Origin of the sequence: Amycolatopsis oliviviridis, assembly GCF_014654365.1 — a bacterium.
Classification (GTDB): Bacteria; Actinomycetota; Actinomycetes; order Mycobacteriales; family Pseudonocardiaceae; genus Amycolatopsis; species Amycolatopsis oliviviridis.
On record NZ_BNAY01000017.1, the window covers coordinates 34,185 to 50,439 of the forward strand.

At 69.2% G+C, this 16,255-nt stretch carries 15 protein-coding genes; 6 read left to right on the plus strand and 9 right to left on the minus strand.

The annotated features are described in order from the left end of the window. Nucleotides 1-19: 19 nt before the first annotated feature. The 5 genes from IE302_RS41540 to IE302_RS41560 are packed head-to-tail and all read right to left on the minus strand — an operon-like array spanning nt 20 to nt 5,118. On the minus strand, nt 20-1,309 hold the full coding sequence (locus IE302_RS41540) for a protoporphyrinogen/coproporphyrinogen oxidase (RefSeq protein ID WP_191259965.1): 1,290 nt from the start codon (nt 1,307-1,309) through the stop codon (nt 20-22). Then, nucleotides 1,306-2,229 (minus strand): UbiA family prenyltransferase, encoded by a 924-nt coding sequence (locus IE302_RS41545; protein ID WP_191259966.1) that lies wholly within the window; start codon nt 2,227-2,229, stop codon nt 1,306-1,308. Before IE302_RS41545 ends, IE302_RS41540 begins: the two co-directional genes overlap by 4 nt. Next, entirely contained in the window at nt 2,226-2,867 is a 642-nt protein-coding gene (locus IE302_RS41550; protein ID WP_191259967.1) for a class I SAM-dependent methyltransferase, read from the minus strand. Before IE302_RS41550 ends, IE302_RS41545 begins: the two co-directional genes overlap by 4 nt. Further along, nucleotides 2,867-3,988: a DegT/DnrJ/EryC1/StrS family aminotransferase gene (locus IE302_RS41555; protein ID WP_191259968.1), complete on the minus strand. Its 1,122-nt coding sequence runs from the start codon at nt 3,986-3,988 to the stop codon at nt 2,867-2,869. The genes IE302_RS41550 and IE302_RS41555 overlap by 1 nt, the downstream gene beginning before the upstream one ends. Further along, a complete protein-coding gene (locus tag IE302_RS41560; RefSeq protein ID WP_191259969.1) occupies nt 3,985-5,118 on the minus strand; it encodes a DegT/DnrJ/EryC1/StrS family aminotransferase in 1,134 nt (377 codons plus the stop codon). The genes IE302_RS41555 and IE302_RS41560 overlap by 4 nt, the downstream gene beginning before the upstream one ends. A gap of 199 nt (nt 5,119-5,317) precedes the next feature. Between IE302_RS41560 and IE302_RS41565 the strand changes: the two genes are divergently transcribed. From IE302_RS41565 to IE302_RS41590, 6 genes are read left to right on the plus strand one after another with little or no spacing between them, the layout of a single operon-like run. Beyond that, nucleotides 5,318-6,322, plus strand: a complete 1,005-nt coding sequence (locus tag IE302_RS41565; protein ID WP_268246806.1) for a Gfo/Idh/MocA family protein — start codon at nt 5,318-5,320, stop codon at nt 6,320-6,322. Continuing rightward, the gene (locus tag IE302_RS41570; RefSeq protein WP_191259971.1) at nt 6,312-7,130 is read left to right on the plus strand and encodes a sugar phosphate isomerase/epimerase family protein; all 819 of its coding nucleotides are present in this window, start codon (nt 6,312-6,314) and stop codon (nt 7,128-7,130) included. Before IE302_RS41565 ends, IE302_RS41570 begins: the two co-directional genes overlap by 11 nt. Then, nucleotides 7,127-8,347: a M20/M25/M40 family metallo-hydrolase gene (locus IE302_RS41575; protein ID WP_191259972.1), complete on the plus strand. Its 1,221-nt coding sequence runs from the start codon at nt 7,127-7,129 to the stop codon at nt 8,345-8,347. Before IE302_RS41570 ends, IE302_RS41575 begins: the two co-directional genes overlap by 4 nt. Next, entirely contained in the window at nt 8,344-9,393 is a 1,050-nt protein-coding gene (locus tag IE302_RS41580) for an Ldh family oxidoreductase (protein WP_191259973.1), read from the plus strand. The genes IE302_RS41575 and IE302_RS41580 overlap by 4 nt, the downstream gene beginning before the upstream one ends. Next, nucleotides 9,390-10,334, plus strand: a complete 945-nt coding sequence (locus IE302_RS41585) for a Gfo/Idh/MocA family protein (protein ID WP_191259974.1) — start codon at nt 9,390-9,392, stop codon at nt 10,332-10,334. Before IE302_RS41580 ends, IE302_RS41585 begins: the two co-directional genes overlap by 4 nt. After that, nucleotides 10,267-10,668 carry a DUF6917 domain-containing protein gene (locus IE302_RS41590; RefSeq protein ID WP_191259975.1) on the plus strand — a complete coding sequence of 134 codons (402 nt, stop codon included), beginning with the start codon at nt 10,267-10,269 and terminating at the stop codon, nt 10,666-10,668. Before IE302_RS41585 ends, IE302_RS41590 begins: the two co-directional genes overlap by 68 nt. A 44-nt stretch (nt 10,669-10,712) precedes the next feature. Here IE302_RS41590 and IE302_RS41595 read toward each other — a convergent pair whose 3' ends face one another. The 4 genes from IE302_RS41595 to lanKC all read right to left on the minus strand — a co-directional run bounded on the left by IE302_RS41595 (nt 10,713) and on the right by lanKC (nt 16,084). Beyond that, nucleotides 10,713-11,249 carry an EF-hand domain-containing protein gene (locus IE302_RS41595; protein ID WP_191259976.1) on the minus strand — a complete coding sequence of 179 codons (537 nt, stop codon included), beginning with the start codon at nt 11,247-11,249 and terminating at the stop codon, nt 10,713-10,715. A 77-nt stretch (nt 11,250-11,326) separates the two neighbouring features. After that, nucleotides 11,327-12,574 (minus strand): nucleotide sugar dehydrogenase, encoded by a 1,248-nt coding sequence (locus IE302_RS41600; RefSeq protein WP_191259977.1) that lies wholly within the window; start codon nt 12,572-12,574, stop codon nt 11,327-11,329. A 35-nt stretch (nt 12,575-12,609) separates the two neighbouring features. Next, on the minus strand, nt 12,610-12,921 hold the full coding sequence (locus IE302_RS41605; RefSeq protein ID WP_191259978.1) for a hypothetical protein: 312 nt from the start codon (nt 12,919-12,921) through the stop codon (nt 12,610-12,612). 667 nt (nt 12,922-13,588) lie between these two features. Further along, nucleotides 13,589-16,084 (minus strand): class III lanthionine synthetase LanKC, encoded by a 2,496-nt coding sequence (gene lanKC / locus IE302_RS41610; RefSeq protein ID WP_191260000.1) that lies wholly within the window; start codon nt 16,082-16,084, stop codon nt 13,589-13,591. Between the last annotated feature and the right edge of the window lie 171 nt (nt 16,085-16,255).

Here is a 16,255-nt window from a genome sequence, read left to right on the forward strand (position 1 = left end):
GTGAGTGGCGATTCGGGTTCTAACCCGAATCGCCACTCACGACCGGGGCCAGGCGCCGCGCGGCCCGCAGACCGGATCGGACCGCCGCTTCACTGCACGGGCTCAGGAACACCCAGTCGCCCGCGTAGTCGACGGCCCCCTGGCCGAGGCTCGCCTCGAAGCCGGCCCGCAGGGCGAGCGCGCGGGGAGTCGCTTCGGGCAGCGCGTCCGGTACTCGCCGGACGATCGCGCGCCGGGTCGCCGACCGCAGACCGGGGACGAACCGTTCACCGGCGCCGGCCAAGCGCTCCGTGACGTCGTCGTCGGCCATCGTCAGCAGATCCGGCGCCACGGACGGGTGCGCCATGAGCGTGACCAGCCCGCGGCCCGCCGGCGCGCGTCCGGGATTCTTGAGGTGGTCGAAGATGATCGTGGCCACCGTCCCGTCCTCCGCGGTCGGCACCGTCAGCGCGTAGCCGGGGCCGCCGAGCGGGCGGTCGAGCAGCAGATGCGCCTTGACCACCGGGGTGAACGAGCACACGCTGAGGAAAGCGGAGCCGTGGCACGGATGCAGCCCGGCCGCGACCGGCGCGGGCACGGCCAGCAGGACCGCCCTGGCGGAGATCTCGCGAGCCCCGCTGACGATCCTCGCCGAAGACCCGTCGTCGACGACTTGGTCCACCCGGAACCCGGTGGTGACGTCGACCTTCTCGGCGAGGGCTCGCGCGAAGGTGTCCATGCCCTCGGCATAGGTCCGCCAGGTTCGTGGCGAACCGACCGAAGTGAGCAGGGCGAGCAGCGGCGCGACCGCCGAACGTGCCGGCTGCCAGCCGAAGAAGCCCGAGACGACCGGTTGCAGCAGATAGTCCAGCAGATCCGGATGGTAGGGCGCGGCGAACTCGGCGACGGTGCGGTCGCCGAGGCCTGAAACCTCCGGCCGTTCGACGTCGAAGGTGCCTCGCATGGCCCTCGCTCCGTCGAGACGCGCGCGCACCCCGAGCCCGGCCCCGGTGATCAGTCCCCGCGGTTGCGCGACGCCGCCACGGGCCCGGCCACGCCACATCTCGATACCGCGGCCGATCCTGGGCGCCGCCGTGCGATCGATGCCCAGCTCCGCGAGTAGTTTCCAGGTCTCGCGATACCCTCGCTCGGCGATCTGCTCGGCACAGGTGTCGATCACGAAACCGTCTTCGCGCAAGGTCGTCATCCGGCCGCCGACGACGTCGGCCGCCTCGAACACCCGTACCTCGCACCCCGATCCGGCGAGCCGGTACGCGGCCGCGAGACCGGCGACCCCCGCCCCCACGACGGCGACGTCGACATCGGTCATCCGATCACCACCAGGTTCACCACGAGAAGCGACCCCACGGTGATGCGGTGTATCCGGATGCCGAGCATCCGCGCGCGGAGGATGTCGCCCGCCCCGAAGCCGAGCCAGACCTGCCACCCCCGCGCCACGATCGTCGGCAGGAGTGCCAGCGGGAACCACCACGGACCGCCGAGCGCGGGCGCGGCGAGGATCAGCACGAGCTCGGCCGCCGACACGGCGATCACGAAGAACATGTTGCCCCGCGGCGAGGTCAGGGCCGCGACCGTCGGCCTGCCGACGCGGCGGTCCCCCTCGATGTCGTTGGTGTTGGAGTAGACGCCGAACAGCAGCGGCCCCAGCCCGAAGAGCAGCGCCTGGGCGAGTGCGAACCCGGTGATCTCGCCGGTCGCGAGGCCGTAGGGCGCCAGCACCAGTGCCCAGCCGAGCGCCGCGATGAAGAACTCCTGGAAGCCGTGATAGCTCAGCTTCACTCCCCAGGAGTACTGCAGCGAGAAGAAGTAGGTGACCGCGATCAGCGCGACCGTCCACAGCGGACTGAACGGGGCGATCGCGACGGCCGCGAGCCAGAGCACCGCCCCGATGACCCCGGTCACCCACGCGAACCGGAGCACCTGGTCTTCGGTGAGTGCCCCGGCCACCAGCGGTTTGCGGTACCGCTTGCGTCCGGGATCGTCCGGCGAGTAGTTCGCGATGTCGCTGCCGTCGCGATACCCCGTGAGATCGTCGAGCGCGACCATCGCCGCGATCACGAACACCTCGCCCAGCAGGAAGACGCCGATGGTGGTCAGGACCGCCGGATCGAACCTCAACGCGGGCGCGAGCAGCGTCCACACCACCGCCACGCCGAGGTAGTAGTCGACGATGTCGAGTTTGGCGAGCCGGAAGTACGCTTTGCCGCGCGCGGCCGTCAGGGTCGTCACCGCGTACCGTCCAGCGCGATCAGCGCGGCGAACGAGCGATCGCCGCCGTAGTGCAGCTCACGCCGTTCGAGCAGCCGGGATCCGGGGAGGAGGGCCAAGTACTCCTCCACCGGCCGCAGCCTCGAAAACCTTCCGACCGGGATGTCCGCCTCCTCGTATTCGATCAGGACGAGATGCCGCGCCGCCGCGGCGATGGACCGGCACGCCTCGGCGACCTCGTTTTCGTCCAGCACGTGCATCAGCACCCACACGCAGACGGCGACGTCGAACCTCTTGTCCCGCCATGGCAGCCGCTGGACCCGTAACTGCTCGAACTCCACATTGGACAGTCGCGCGCAGTTCTCCTCGGCCAGCGCCAGCATGCGCGGGGTCATGTCCACCGCGGTCACCGCGCCCGCCCGCTCGGCGATAGTGGGAGTGATCCTGCCCATCCCGCAGCCGATCTCCAGCGCCGTGCCGATCGGGCCGAGCGAGCGCAGGAACTCCGTGACGAGGCGACGGGTGCGGGCGGTCGTCTCGGCCGCGAGTTCGACCGGCTGCGAGGCGCGCATCACCCGGGCCAGGCCGGTGCGATCGGCACGACGGCGCCATTCCTCGGCGACCGCGCCCGAGGTGGGCTTTTGGGTGACCTGCTGCATCACGGCTCCTTCGCGAACTCGCACACCGCGTCGGCGATGTGTTCCACTTGCTGATCCGTCAAATGGGGGTAGATCGGGATGGCGAGCGCCCACCGCGCGGCCAGCTCCGCCACCGGCCAGGCGTCCCCGGGCCGGGCGAAGGGCTCGAAAGCGGGCTGCCGCGGCAGTGGACTCCGGTAGTAGACGTGGGAGCCGATCCCCCGCTTCGCCAGATGCCCGCGCAGTTCGTCCCGGCGTTCGCACAGCAGTGAATAGACGTAGTAGCACCGGCCGTCCCGATCCGGCGGAGGCGCCAGGACCCCGCAGCCCGCCAGCTCACCGAACCGTCCGGTGTAGTACTCGCCGATCCGTGCCCGCCGTTCGAGCCGCCGGGGGAAGCCGGGGAGCCGGTGCAGCTGGAAGGCGGCCATGATCTCGTCGAAGCGGCTGTTGTAGCCGACGCGGTGATACCGGAACCGCGTCTTCCCGTCCTGACCGTGGTTGCGCAGCATGCGCACGACCTCGCCGAGCCCGGGGTCGCCGGTGACGACCATGCCCCCTTCACCCGGCATCCCGAACGTCTTGACCTGGACGAACGAGTACACCCCGGCGTCGCCCCACATCCCGGCCGGGATTCCGGCCAGCGTTCCGCCCTGCGCGACCGCCGAGTCCTCCAGCAACCGCACGCCCGTGCTCGCGGCGATCCGGCGCAACGCCGGCATGTCCGCCATGACCGAGAACAGGTGCGCCGGCATGATCACCTTGGTCCGCGGGGTGACGGCCCTGGCGACCGCGCCGGGGTCGACGACCATGGTCCACGGGTCGATGTCGGCGAACACCGGCGTCGCGCCGAGCAGGGCGGGCGCCGCCGCGAGTGGCGCGCATCCGAAGGCGGGCACGATCACCTCGTCACCGGGCCCCACTCCCATCGCGCGCAGCACCAGCAGGAGCGCCGAGGTGCCGCTGCCACAGGCGATCGCGTCGGCCGCCCCGATGGAGTCGCGGATCTCCGCCTCGAACCTGGCGACGTGGTCGCCGAGAATGAACTTCTGCTCCGGCGAGCGCCCGATCCGCTCGACGACGTCGAGCAGCACCTCCCGGTCGTCGTCGAAGAGGTCCTCCGGGAAGAACGGCAGGGTCATGTCCGCGCACCTCGATAGAAGGCGCGGATCAAGCCGCAGACCTCGTCGATGTCGCCGTCCGACATGTCCGGATACAGCGGCAGCGCCAGCGTGTGACGGCAGGCGTTCTCCGCGTTCGGGAAGTCACCCTCCCGGTGGCCGAGTTCGGCGAAGCAGGGTTGCAGGTGAAGTGGTGCCGGGTAATAGACCTCGGTCTGCACACCGTGCGCCGACAGGTGCTCCGCCAGGTCGTCCCGCGAGTCGACCTCGACGACATAGACGTAGAAGACGCTGTCGGTTCGGGGAACGGGCACCTTGCGCACGCCGGTCAGGCCCGCGAGCGCCTCGGTGTACCGCGCGGCCAGGCTCGCGCGGCGCGCGATGTCATCGTCCAGCCTGTCGAGCTTCGCGAGCAGCACGGCGGCTTGGATCTCGTCCATCTTGCTGTTAAATCCCGCCAGGCCGGTCGTCGTGGCGATCGCGGAAAAGTCGCCGATGGTGGCCCCGAACCGGCCGTGGTGGCGAAGCGCGTCGGCGATCTCGGCGACCCCGGGATCGTCGGTGAGGACCGCGCCCGCGTCCCCGATCGCGCCCAAGGTCTTCGTCGGGAAGAACGACAGCACACCGCCCGCCCCGAACAGCCCGGCATGCTTGCCGTCGCGGCGCATGCCGATGGCCTCCGCGCTGTCCTCGACCACGACCAGTCCGCGCTCCCGGGACACCCTGAGCACCCCGTCGATGTCCGCGAGTCCCGAGAACAGATGGGTCGGCATGACGAAACGGGTGCGTTCACCGGCGGCGGCCGCCACCGCGGCCGGGTCGATGCCGTAGCCGTCCGGTTCGATGTCGGCGAAGACCGGGCGTCCTCCGGCGAGCACGACCGAGGTCGCCGAAGCACCGAAGGAGAAGGCTGGGACGACCACCTCGTCCCCGGGCCGCAGACCCGCCGCCCGGAGCAGCAGGACGAGCGCGTCGGTTCCGCTGTTCACGCCGACCACGAATCTCGCGCCGGTATAGGCGGCGAGCGCGGCCTCGAACTCCGCGACCTTACGACCGTGCGAATATTTGCCATTCTCGATCACTTCGACAATATGCCGCCGGGTGACCGGCCACACTTGCTCGAATGTGTTCGATTGCGTGAAGAAAGACACCGCCAGCGTACCCACCTCCGGGTGGTATGGGGGAACCGGTTCCCGAGCGTAGGACAGGGTTTGCACCTACTCGCCGGTTTCGCACTTCCTGGTCAACCCGCCGGAAAACTATTGACAGAAACACCTCTCACTGTCAGTTTTGCCAGGGATTTTCGAATACGTGACCCGAGGGGCAGACACACCAGTGCGTTCACTCGTCGTGGGACTCGGCCGGGCCGGGGCCGGTCTTCATCTCCCGGTTTTGACAAAACTCAGGACCGGCCACCCGCACCTCTTCGACGACGCACCCGTCGTCGCGTGCGATCCGCGGCGGAACCTTCCCGCCAGGCCCGGCCTCCTCGTCGTGAAGACCTTCGGCGAGGCGAGCAAGGATCTGGATCCCGACGACACGGTCGTGCACGTCTGCACACCGCCATCCGAGCGAAATTCGATCATCGCCGAGGTGGCCGATTCGGGGTTCCGCAAGGTGATCGTGGAGAAGCCGCTCGCCGGCGACATCGACGATCTGGCCCGGATCATCCGCTTGCGCCGCAAGCACAAGCTGCATGTCGAGGTCGTCGAGCCCTGGCTCGCCAGCACACTCACCTGGCGGCTGGTCGAACTGATCCGTAGCGGCCGGTTCGGCGCGCCGAAGACGATCGACATCGTGCAGAACAAACCACGGTTCCGTCGTTCGCTCACCGTTCCCGGTCACCCGACCGCCTTCGACGTCGAACTGCCGCACGGTGTCGCGCTCGCGCTGCGGCTCGCGGGCAACGCCCGCGTCACCCACGCGAGCGGGTCCGATCTGGAAGTGGAAGGAAACCGCCGGCCGAGAATGGGCGGGGCGACCATCGGACTCCGGCACAACACCGGCGTGCACACGGAGATCCGTTCGGATCTCACCTCGCCGGTGCGCGAGCGACGGGTCACGGTGGACTTCGAGAACGGCCGCGCGATCGGCCACTTCGCGGTGAGTGGCGACGATCACCATTCGCAGCTGACCGTGCGTTCGAACGGCCAGTCGGATCATCTCGTGCTGAGGGACGACGCGATGACCGAATGGATGCTCCAGGCGTATCACAAATTCCAGCTGCAAGGTGAACAGACGCTGGGATTCACCTTCGCCACCGAAGTGGTGCAATTGCTCTCGGTGGCGAAGAACATCTGCGCGGAACCGCTCGCGCGCCCCGAACGCGAACCGGTGACACCCCATGCCGAGTGACCCGGTACTGGCGGGGATCACCGACGAGGCGGCGTACGGCATCGACGGGCAGCTCGCGGCGCTCTGCGTATTGGGCTGGCGGGCGATGGAACTCCGCAGCGTCGACAGGGTCCCCGTCGCGGACCTCACGGACGAAGAGTTCGCCGCCGTGTCGGCCACCTTGAACGACAACGGCGTGCACGTGGTCTGCCTGGCCTCCCGGATCGGTTCCTGGGCCCGGCCGGTCAGCACGGACTTCCAGGACGACCTGCGCGAACTCGACGTGCTCGCCACAAGAGCGCGCACGCTGGGCACGCCCCGGCTCCGGATCATGTCGTATCCCAACGCCGGCCTCGACGATTCCGGCTGGCGTGCCGAGGTGATCGCGAGGATCACCGCCTTGGCCGAACGTGCCGAACGGCACGGGGTGACGCTGCTGCACGAGAACTGTTCCGGCTGGGCGGGCACGAGCGCCGAACGGATGCTCGACCTGCTGGACGAGGTCGCGAGCCCGGCGCTGAAACTGCTGTTCGACACCGGGAACGGCGTCGCCCACGGTTATGACGGCTTCGACCTGCTCACCGACATCGTCCAGCACGTGGATCACGTGCACATCAAGGACGCGGACGAACGCGGCTTCACCATCCCCGGCGAAGGTGCCGCGCGCGTCGCGGACTGCGTGAAACTCCTCCGGGCCAACGGCTACCGCGGCGCGTGGTCGCTGGAACCGCACCTGTCGATCACCCCGCACGGGCCGGGCGTGCTGAGCGCCGACGCGATCGCCCGGTTCGTCTCCGCGGGGCGGGCGATGGCCGGGCTGATCCGGTGATCGAAGCGGATCGTGACCTGCTCCTGCGGCTGCTCGGGCTGCCGACCGCTGGCCCGCTCGAAACGGCGGACGAGGTCCTGCTCTGGGAGGCGATGCGCCTCTACGCCGACGCGGCGGCGGAGATCGGCCTCGAAACCCGGCACTTCGCCGCTCCAGACCCGTCGGTGCTGGAGTTGCCCGGCGTTCCCCCCGTTCTGCGGGACTTCGGGCCCGAGTTCCTCGCCTGCCAGCCGAGCCTCGTCCTCGGGATCGGCCCGGCCTCCCCCGCGGTGATGTTCAACGTGCATCTCGACACGGTGGCGCCGTTCGAACCGGCGGGCTTCGACGGCAGCAGGTTCACCGGCCGCGGCGCCATCGACGCCAAGGGGCCCGCGGTGGCTCTCCTGGCGGGGATCCGCGCCGCACTGGCGGCGGATCCGGCCGTCGGCCGCGACGCCGGCGTGCTCGTCCAGGCGGTGTCCGGCGAAGAGGGCGGCGCGATGGGCACGTTCGGCACCCGGCCTCTCGTCGACGCCGGATTCCACGGCGAGCTCAACGTCTTCTGCGAACCGACCGGGCTGCGTCACCTGCCGCGATGTTCCGCGTCGATGACCGCGTGCGTGCGAGTGGACGGCGACGACGCGATCGACGACGAGCCGCACCGGGGACACAACGCGACCGTGCTGCTGGGGTTCCTCGCCCAGCACCTCGCCGCGGAACTGGCACCGCACGGCCGGATCTGCGTGGCCGGACTGCACACCGGACACCTGCACAACCGGGTGTACGGACGGGGTGAACTCCTGCTGAACCTCCCTTACGAGGACGAGGACTCGGCGACCAAGCTGGCCGCCGCGCTGGAACACGGGCTGCGCGATGGTCTGGCCGGGTTCGGCGCACGCTTCCGGGATTCCCCGCCGTTCCGCCGGACCGCGGCCGACGCCGCCGCGATCACCGGCCTGCACTGGCGCAAGCGCGGCCTGCCCGCGCTGCCGCCACAGGACATTCCCCTGCTCGACGAACTCGTTCCGCGCTGGCCGGACGACGAGCCCGGTTTCACCTGCGACGCCCTCTGGCTGGCCGGGGTGCCCGGCGTCCGGACGACCGTGCTCGGCCCCGGCTCGCTCGGCGCGAACAACGCCCACTCGAGTGGCGAGTACGCCGACGCCGAAGACCTCGACCGCTTCAGTCACCTCGTGCGCGACATCATCGTGCGCTTCAGCCGAACCGGAGGAAAGTGACCGTGCTGGTGCCCTACGAGTCCCTGCTGTCCCTGGTAACCGGGATCTTCCGGGATCGAGGGCTTCCCACGGAGCGGGCGGCGATCGCCGCCGCGGCGCTGTGTCACGGCGATCTGACCGGCGTGACCTCGCACGGCACGGTCAACCTGACCCGGTTGTACCTTCCGCTGCTCGACCGGGGCCGGATCGACCCGGAGGCGGACATGCACGTCCGGACCGATCTCGGTGCGTGCGTCCTGGCCGACGCCCGCCGGGCGCTCGGATTGTGGTCGGCTTCCCAGGCGATGGAACTGGCGTGCGCCAGGGCGTCCCGGTACGGGATCGGCATGGTCTCCCTGCACGGGGCGACGCATATCGGCTGTGCCGGGCACCACGCGGCGCGCGCCGTCGCCCACGGGATGATCGGCCTGATCGCCTCGAACTGCGGCGGACAGCGGATCGCACCGCCCCCGGGCGGCACCACCCCCATGCTCGGCACGAATCCCCTCGCGCTGGCCTGCCCCGCCGGTGACGCCCACCCGTTCCTGCTGGACATGAGCACCACCGTCGTCCCCACCGGCCGGGTCCGCGCCGCCGCCCGGGCGGGCCGGGCGATCCCGCCGGGCTGGCTGGCCGCCGAGGACGGGTCGCCGGTGACCGACGCGACAGCGTTCGATCGCGGCGAGGCGCGGCTTCTCTGGCTGGGCGGAGAGCCGGAGACGGGCGCCTACAAGGGTTTCGGACTGGGTCTGCTGGTCGAGATCCTCGCCGCCCTGGTGCCCGGTGCCGCGCTGGGAGCCGTGTCCTCCGACGGCGACAGCGACGACGACATCGGCGTCATGGCGCTGGCGATCGCGCCGGAGCTCCTGCGCACCGGCTTCTCCGAAGACGCGACCGCCCTCTTCGACGCGGTACGCGGCTGGCCCGCCTGGGATCCCGGCGCGCCGGTGGCCTATCCCGGCTGGCACGAGGGCGAACGCGCGGCGCGATTCCGTGATCATGGGGTGCCGATCCCCGCCGCGATCTTCGAGGAACTGCGCGCGGCGTCGGCGAGGGTGGCCGGATGATCCGCGTCGGTGTCGTGGGCCTCGGTGTCATCTCCCGGTTCTACCTCGCGGCGGTGGAACGGTCCCCGGACTTCACCCTGGCCGCCGTCTGCGATCTCGATCCGGCCGCGCTGCGTGACGTACCGGTTCCGGGGCACCGCGACCATCGTTCGATGCTCGCCGCCGGAGGACTCGACGCGGTGATCGTGACCGCGCCCAACGACGTCCACGCCGCCGTGTGCCGGGACGTGCTGGACGCGGGCCTGCCGGTCTGTGTGGAGAAACCGCTCGCCACCGCGCTCGCGGACGGCGAGGACCTGGCGGACAGGGCGGCCGCCCGGGACGTCGCCCTGTTCACGGCTTTCCACCGGCGGTACAACAGGAACGTCCTCGCTTTGCGCGAGGAACTCGTGGACGCCGCCCCCATCGAATCGGTGAAGGTCCGCTACCTGGAGCGGATCGAAGACCACGTCGGCGACGATCGCTGGTACCTCGACGCGGAGCGGTGCGGCGGCGGCTGCGTCGCGGACAACGGCCCGAACGCGCTCGATCTGGTCCGGTTGTTCCTCGGCCCGGTGGCGCTGCGCCACGTCCGGATCACCCGCGACGCCGACGGCGTCGACCGGCAGGCGACCCTCCAACTCGACGGCGCCGTCGTGGAACTCGACTGGTCGTTTCCCGGAGAGGCCAAGGACATCGAGGTGCGGCTGACGGACGGCACCCGCTTGCACGCCGACATGCTGAGCGGTTTCCCGGAGTTCAAGGAGTCGCTGTGGCACGAATACGCCGGGTTGCTGCGTGATTTCGCCGGGGCCATCCGGCGGAAGGGAGCCTGGCGCGACAGCGGCCTCGCCGGGCTGTCCATAGTGGACGAATGCTACCGAAGGGAACGTGATGCGGGAGAACGGACCGAAGCGCCAGGTCACCGGCACGCTGGTGAAGGTGCTGGTACATCGCCGTGACGACCGGGGAATGAGCCTGGAGCCGTTCGCGAGCCGATGCGTCCGCGCCGGTGAGATCCACGAACTCGTCACCACGACCCACGACGACACCGCACCCGGAGCGGTGATCGACCACGTCGGATTCCTCGGCTTCGCCGAAATCGACCGCGCCGGAGTGATCGACCGCGGCGACGAAGTCCGGATCGGCTCCGAACTCGTCGGCACGGTACTCGGCTTCGACGCCTGCCATTTCCCCAACCACTACAACATCCTCATCCACAGCACACGGACCATAACCGGCGCGGAAGCCGCTCTCCGGCCGGAACAGGAAGTGCGCTTCAGCGGCCGGTGGTGAGTGGCCCCGGGGCAGGCCACTCACCACCGTGCTTCAGTCCGCCGCTACTTGCCCAGCAGCGGAACGTCGCTCTTGCCGAGGTGGTAGTCGCGAACCGCGTGCACGAGCTCGTCGACCGTCAGCTTTCCGTTGCCGTTCACGTCGATGGCCCGGAACGCGGGAGCCACCGCCGAGGGCTCGACACCGATGGCGTCCAGCCACTTGGCGAACTCCCGCTGGTTGATCTCCCCGTCGCCGTCGGTGTCGCAGAGGCCGACGATCGCCGCGATGGTGGGCCGGGCCACCCGGTCGAAGCCCGAGTCACCCTCCTGGAAAATCTGCGCCTCGATGACCTCGGTGAACTGCTTCTCGCTCAGCGCGCCGTTCGGGCCGGCACCCGCCTTGCTCGCCAGGTACTCGTACATCGCCACGAAGGAATCCTTGACCGCGCGCGCCTGCGGTGAAGCCGGATCTTCACCGAACGCGTTGATGATCCGGCCTGCCTCGGCCTCGAAGTCGGACTTCTCGATCTTGCCGTTCCCGTTGACGTCCCACTTTTCGAAACGCTTCTTGAGCCTGTCGTTCTTGACGGCGGTGGTCATGCGTAAACACTCCGTTCAGGGGAAATTTTCGTCGGCATTGCGCTACCTGTTCACCGGCGTTGTCACCGGCGGGTCGATCAGAGGCGGACGACCTCCTCTCCGGGAACCTGTCCCGTCGTGTCGAACAACAGCCGGGCTGTCGAGGCCAGCCGGCTGAGCTGGTAGGCGCGGTGCGGCACCAGGAGAACGGTCACGTCCGCGGTCCGCAGCGCCGTTTCGAGATCGCTCACGGGCGGCCCCAGTTCGGGCACCGCGAGCGCCACCGGGTCGTGGTAGGACACCTCGGCCCCGAGGGCGCGCAGCCGGACCGCGACCCGGATGGCGGAGGACTCCCGCGTATCCGGCACGTCGGGTTTGTACGCGACACCGAGCAGGAGCACTTTCGCCTCCGGCAGGGGTTTCGCGATCTCGGCGAGCAGCCGGGTCACCCGTTCGACCACGTGCCCCGGCATACCGTCGTCCACCGAGCGGGCCGCGCGCACTATGCCGAGTTCCGCACCTTCCCGTTCGGCCTTGTCCAGCAGGTATTTGGGGTCGACCGGGATGCAGTGCCCACCGACTCCGGGACCGGGGCTGAACGGCATGAAGCCGAACGGCTTGGTCGCGGCGCAGTGCAGCACATCCCAGACGTCGACGCCGAGCCGGTCGCAGAAGATCGCGATCTCGTTGACCAGGGCGATGTTCACGTACCGATAGGTGTTCTCCAGAAGTTTGGCCATCTCGGCCTCCCTGGTACCGCGAGCCACCACTACCGTGTCGACGAACCGCCCGTAGAACTCCGAGCACCGCCGAGCACACGAAGGAGTGTGGCCGCTGACCACCTTCGGGGTGTTGCGAACACCGAACCGGGTGTTTCCGGGATCGACTCGTTCGGGCGAATAGGCGAGGGCGAAGTCGACTCCGGCGGTCAGACCGTGCTTTTCCAGGATCGGCCGCACGATTTCGTCCGTGGTACCGGGGAAACTCGTCGACTCGAGCACGACCAGGGTGCCGGGCCGCAACTGTTCGGCGACCGTCTCCGCGGCGGCACGCACCGCGGCGAGGTCTGGCCGTCCGTCGGACTTCAGACCGGTCGGCACGCACAGGACGATCGTTTCCGCCGTGCCGAGCACGACGGGATCCGTCGTCACCGTGAACCCCTTCGCCTTCATCGCCTGTAGCCGGTTCGCGGAGACATCGGGCACATGGGACCGCCCGGCGGCGACCTCGGCCGCGACGAAGGGCGAGATGTCGTAACCGAGGACCGACAATCCCGTCGTACCCGCCGCTTCCGCCAACGGCAGCCCGACATAACCGATCCCCACGACGACAAGGTCGACAGACACTTGAGCCTTTCTCGATTCCGTGGTCACCCGGCCACTCAGCGGCTGATCGAGAACGAGCCGCTCATCGGCGGGACGTGGGAGCCATAGCCCGGCTCGATCCGCACACCGGGGGTCAGGCACAGCGGATCCCCGTGGACGACCACGCCGGAAGAACTCTGATTGACCAGAACGTGCGCGGCGACCGGCAGAATGGTGCAGCCTTCGGGGTTCTTGTAGCTGTCCACGCGCTGGAATTCGGTCGAGAAGACGACGACCTCGCCCGCCACGGCCTGGGCCGGCGGACTGGACACGATCAGCAGCGCGCTCGCCGACGCCGCGCCGAGTATCGCGGTGACAAAACGATTCATCGAAGGCCTCCCACCCATTGATCTTGACTTCTCTCCGCACGCTAACAGTCACTCGCAGTGAGATACTCCGGGCAGGCCACTTTCACGCGCACAGGTTGCGGTGCCCTTGACCAAGATCATCCGGATGGCCGCTACAGGCATCCTCCGGGTGCTTTCCAGGATAGTGCCATTCACGAGAACGGGTGCTTCGCGGGGCCATCCGCGCTTGCATCGGGATCAGAACGTGAACGAAGCGCGCAGCCGTCTGATCGTCCAATTCCGGCTGCCCTATTTTACCTTTTCCCCCGATATGCATTGACAGCAAGACCGTTCGCCGGGTGCTTTTCGCGCACAGCCTTCCAGAAGGAAGACCCGGACCATTGTCCACAAAGGACTCGATTGCGGGGCTGACCGCGTGACGTGGCAGATCAAGCCACTGCGAGTACATGAAGGCCCCCTTCCTTGCGCCTGGCGCAAGGAAGGGGGCCTTCATGTACTCGGCCAAGCAAGGTCGCGCCCTTGAGACCTCAGTTGCAGATCAGCAGGCTCAGACCGCTTTCGATGCTGATCATCTCGGGCAGGTCGGCGTTGTCGAGGCCGTCGGCCACCGCCAGAGCCTGGAGGTCGAGCACGGATTCCATGTTGTTCTCCCTTCGAGTGGTGTACACCCCGGCCGGAGCGGCCGAGTTCAGTGCGTTCCCGCCGGGACAGGCGCGAGGCCGGGCAGGAACGGGATGGCGGCGACGTCGGGGTCGCCAATGGCCGCGTGCAGGGCCAGGAGCACGCCCGCGCCGCCGGTGGCCAGGTCGGCCGACAGTCGCAGAAGCTGGTGGCCGGGGAAGCGGATGCCGCCCGGCCCGGAGACGGCGTGCAGGCCGAGCGCGGAAACATGCGTGGCCAGTGACGCCGCACTGGCGGTGTCCTCGCGGTTCCGGGTCGCGGCGGCGAGGGCGAGGATCAGCCCGGCGCGCCCGTGCAGCAAGCCCGGATGCGCGACGAATTCCCCGTGGCAGCCACGAAGCAGCTCGGCGAGCCGGGCGACCGAAGGCGCGTCGGGCTCGTGCGCCGCGAGCGCTGTCAAGGCGAGGACGACCCCGGCGGATCCCGCGGCCAGGTAGGGCAATACGGTGCCGGTGCGGGAATTCGAGGCCCGCAGCGCGCCCTTGTCGGGCACGCAGTTGTCGAGGTCCACGCCCAGTGCGCGATCGGCGTACTCCAGCCATCGCCGATCACCGTCGTGCTCGAACAGCCGCACGAAGAACAATGTCGCCCCGGACCAGCCGTCCGCGAGCCCTGCGGTGGGGACCTTCGCTGCCCCGCCGATCATCGATGCCAGCCGCCGCCCGATCTCCACCGCCGATCCGGCACCGTGACGGGCCCCGGCGCACAACTCGGCGAGGCCGACACCGGCGAGGCCGTCGGAAAGCCCCGGTCCCTGATCGCCTTCCGGCGACGGGGGCAAGGTGGCGAGCAGGGCGGCCGCCTCGTCGGGATATCCGAGGTGCCAAAGGACGCAGGCTGTGCCGTGGCCACCTTCGAACAGGCCCGCGCGGTGCGGTGCCTCACGACGGACCGCGTCGAGGAGCCACTTTTCGAAGCGGGGGAACCGCCCTCCACTGGCCACATCGAGTGCCCACAGCACACCCGCTGCGCCGTACGCGAGGCCGGTCCCACCGGTCGAGAACTGGCGGATATCGCCTGGGAACAACCGATCGGCGCGCTCAGGTGTCGCGCTGTCCACGATGCCGGACACGAGAGACGCGCGCAGTGCGGGCCAGTCGGCGTGGCCCGGCCGCTCGGGCCACGCCGACGCGGCCTCGGTCTCGGCTCCAGCTATCACGGTGCCGAACCTTCGCTGGACGAACCGCGCCCAGCCGGCCGTTTGCCGGGGCGCCACCTCCAGCATGGGAGTGAGGGGTACGAACAGCCAGAGGCGGAGCCGGTCCAGTGCGTGCTCGTCCACCGCGGTCCCCCGAAGACCTGCCGGGGCACGGAAACCGGGCGCGGCCAGGGCTTGCCCGTCAGGGTCGTGCGCGCCGGAAGCCGCCTCGAAGTCGATCAACGAGACGTTGTCCGCCTCGTCGACCAAGATGTTGCCCGGATGCAGGTCACCGACGGCGATCCCGCGTTCGTGGACGCGCCCGACGGTACGCACGACTTGTTCGTGTATCCGTGCGGCACGCTCCGCGTAGGTCCGGATCTGCTCACCGGCGGGATCGGGCCGGGTGAGCGGGTAGTGCGCGACGAGCCACCTGTCGAGCCTGATGCCCGGCATGTCGTCCAGTGCGAGGAAGTGATGACCGCCCCGGACGAAGTGGTCGTGTACTGCGGGAATCCCCTCGATCCCGGCCAGCCGGCCCAGTATGTCGCGTTCCCGCGCGAGCCGCTCGACGGCGTCCCGGCCACGCGCGTCGAGACCGGCGTACGGACGGGCCTCCTTGAGCACGATCCGCTCGCCGTCGGAGGGCCGAACGGCACGGTAGACGCCTCCGCCATTGGAGAAGTGCAGCGCTTCTGTGACACGGTAAGGAAGGCCGCTCTCCCCGCGCCGGCGGGCGGCCAGGTGGGGCCGCAGGATCGCGGGCACCGTCACCCAGTCCGGAACGTCGAAGCGCGGTGCCCGGGAATCGGGGACGACGGAACCGTCCGGCCGCACCAGATCCGTCGTCAACCTCCCGTCCAGCTTCTGTGGAGCGAAAGATCCGTACCGCGTGTACAAAGGACCGTCGCCGTACCGCAGGTCTGTCAAGACGTAGGGCCCTTCGACACCCTTGAGCGCGACGGAAAGCAGCTTCAGCGCCGATTCGAACGTGGACTCGTCCGGCGGGTAGATCGTGATGAACTTTCCGCTGCTGCCGCGGGACGCGTACTTCCGGTTGCACCACAGCAACACGTCGGCCGAGCGCAAATGCTTGAACGGCAGTCCCGTTGCCACACAATGGGAATACGTCTCCCGCAGCGCGCGCTCGGCGTCCGCGGACCTCGCCGACACGTGAATCTTCCAGCCCTGTCCCGGCCCCTCCGCGCCCATGGGCCGCAAAACCCGCCATGGCCCGCGTTCACCGGCGGACCATCCCGGCGGTACCGGCGCCATCGACGCGAATTCCTCGTCTCCGGGCCGATCACGCGGCTTGTCGTAATAGAGAGTGCCCTCCGGGCAGAACTCAAGATAGCGCGGGTCCACGAGTTCCTTTCCCGGTCCGATAGTGCCGCTTACAAGATCGACCGGCCGCGTCCGGGTCACACTCGTCCATCCAGGTGCAAGATCATCACCAGCGGTGATCAACTCGCCGGTAGGCCACCCAGGGCGGTGATCCTTTGTGACCTCGGCCGCAAACCGTGACTCCCGTTCTCG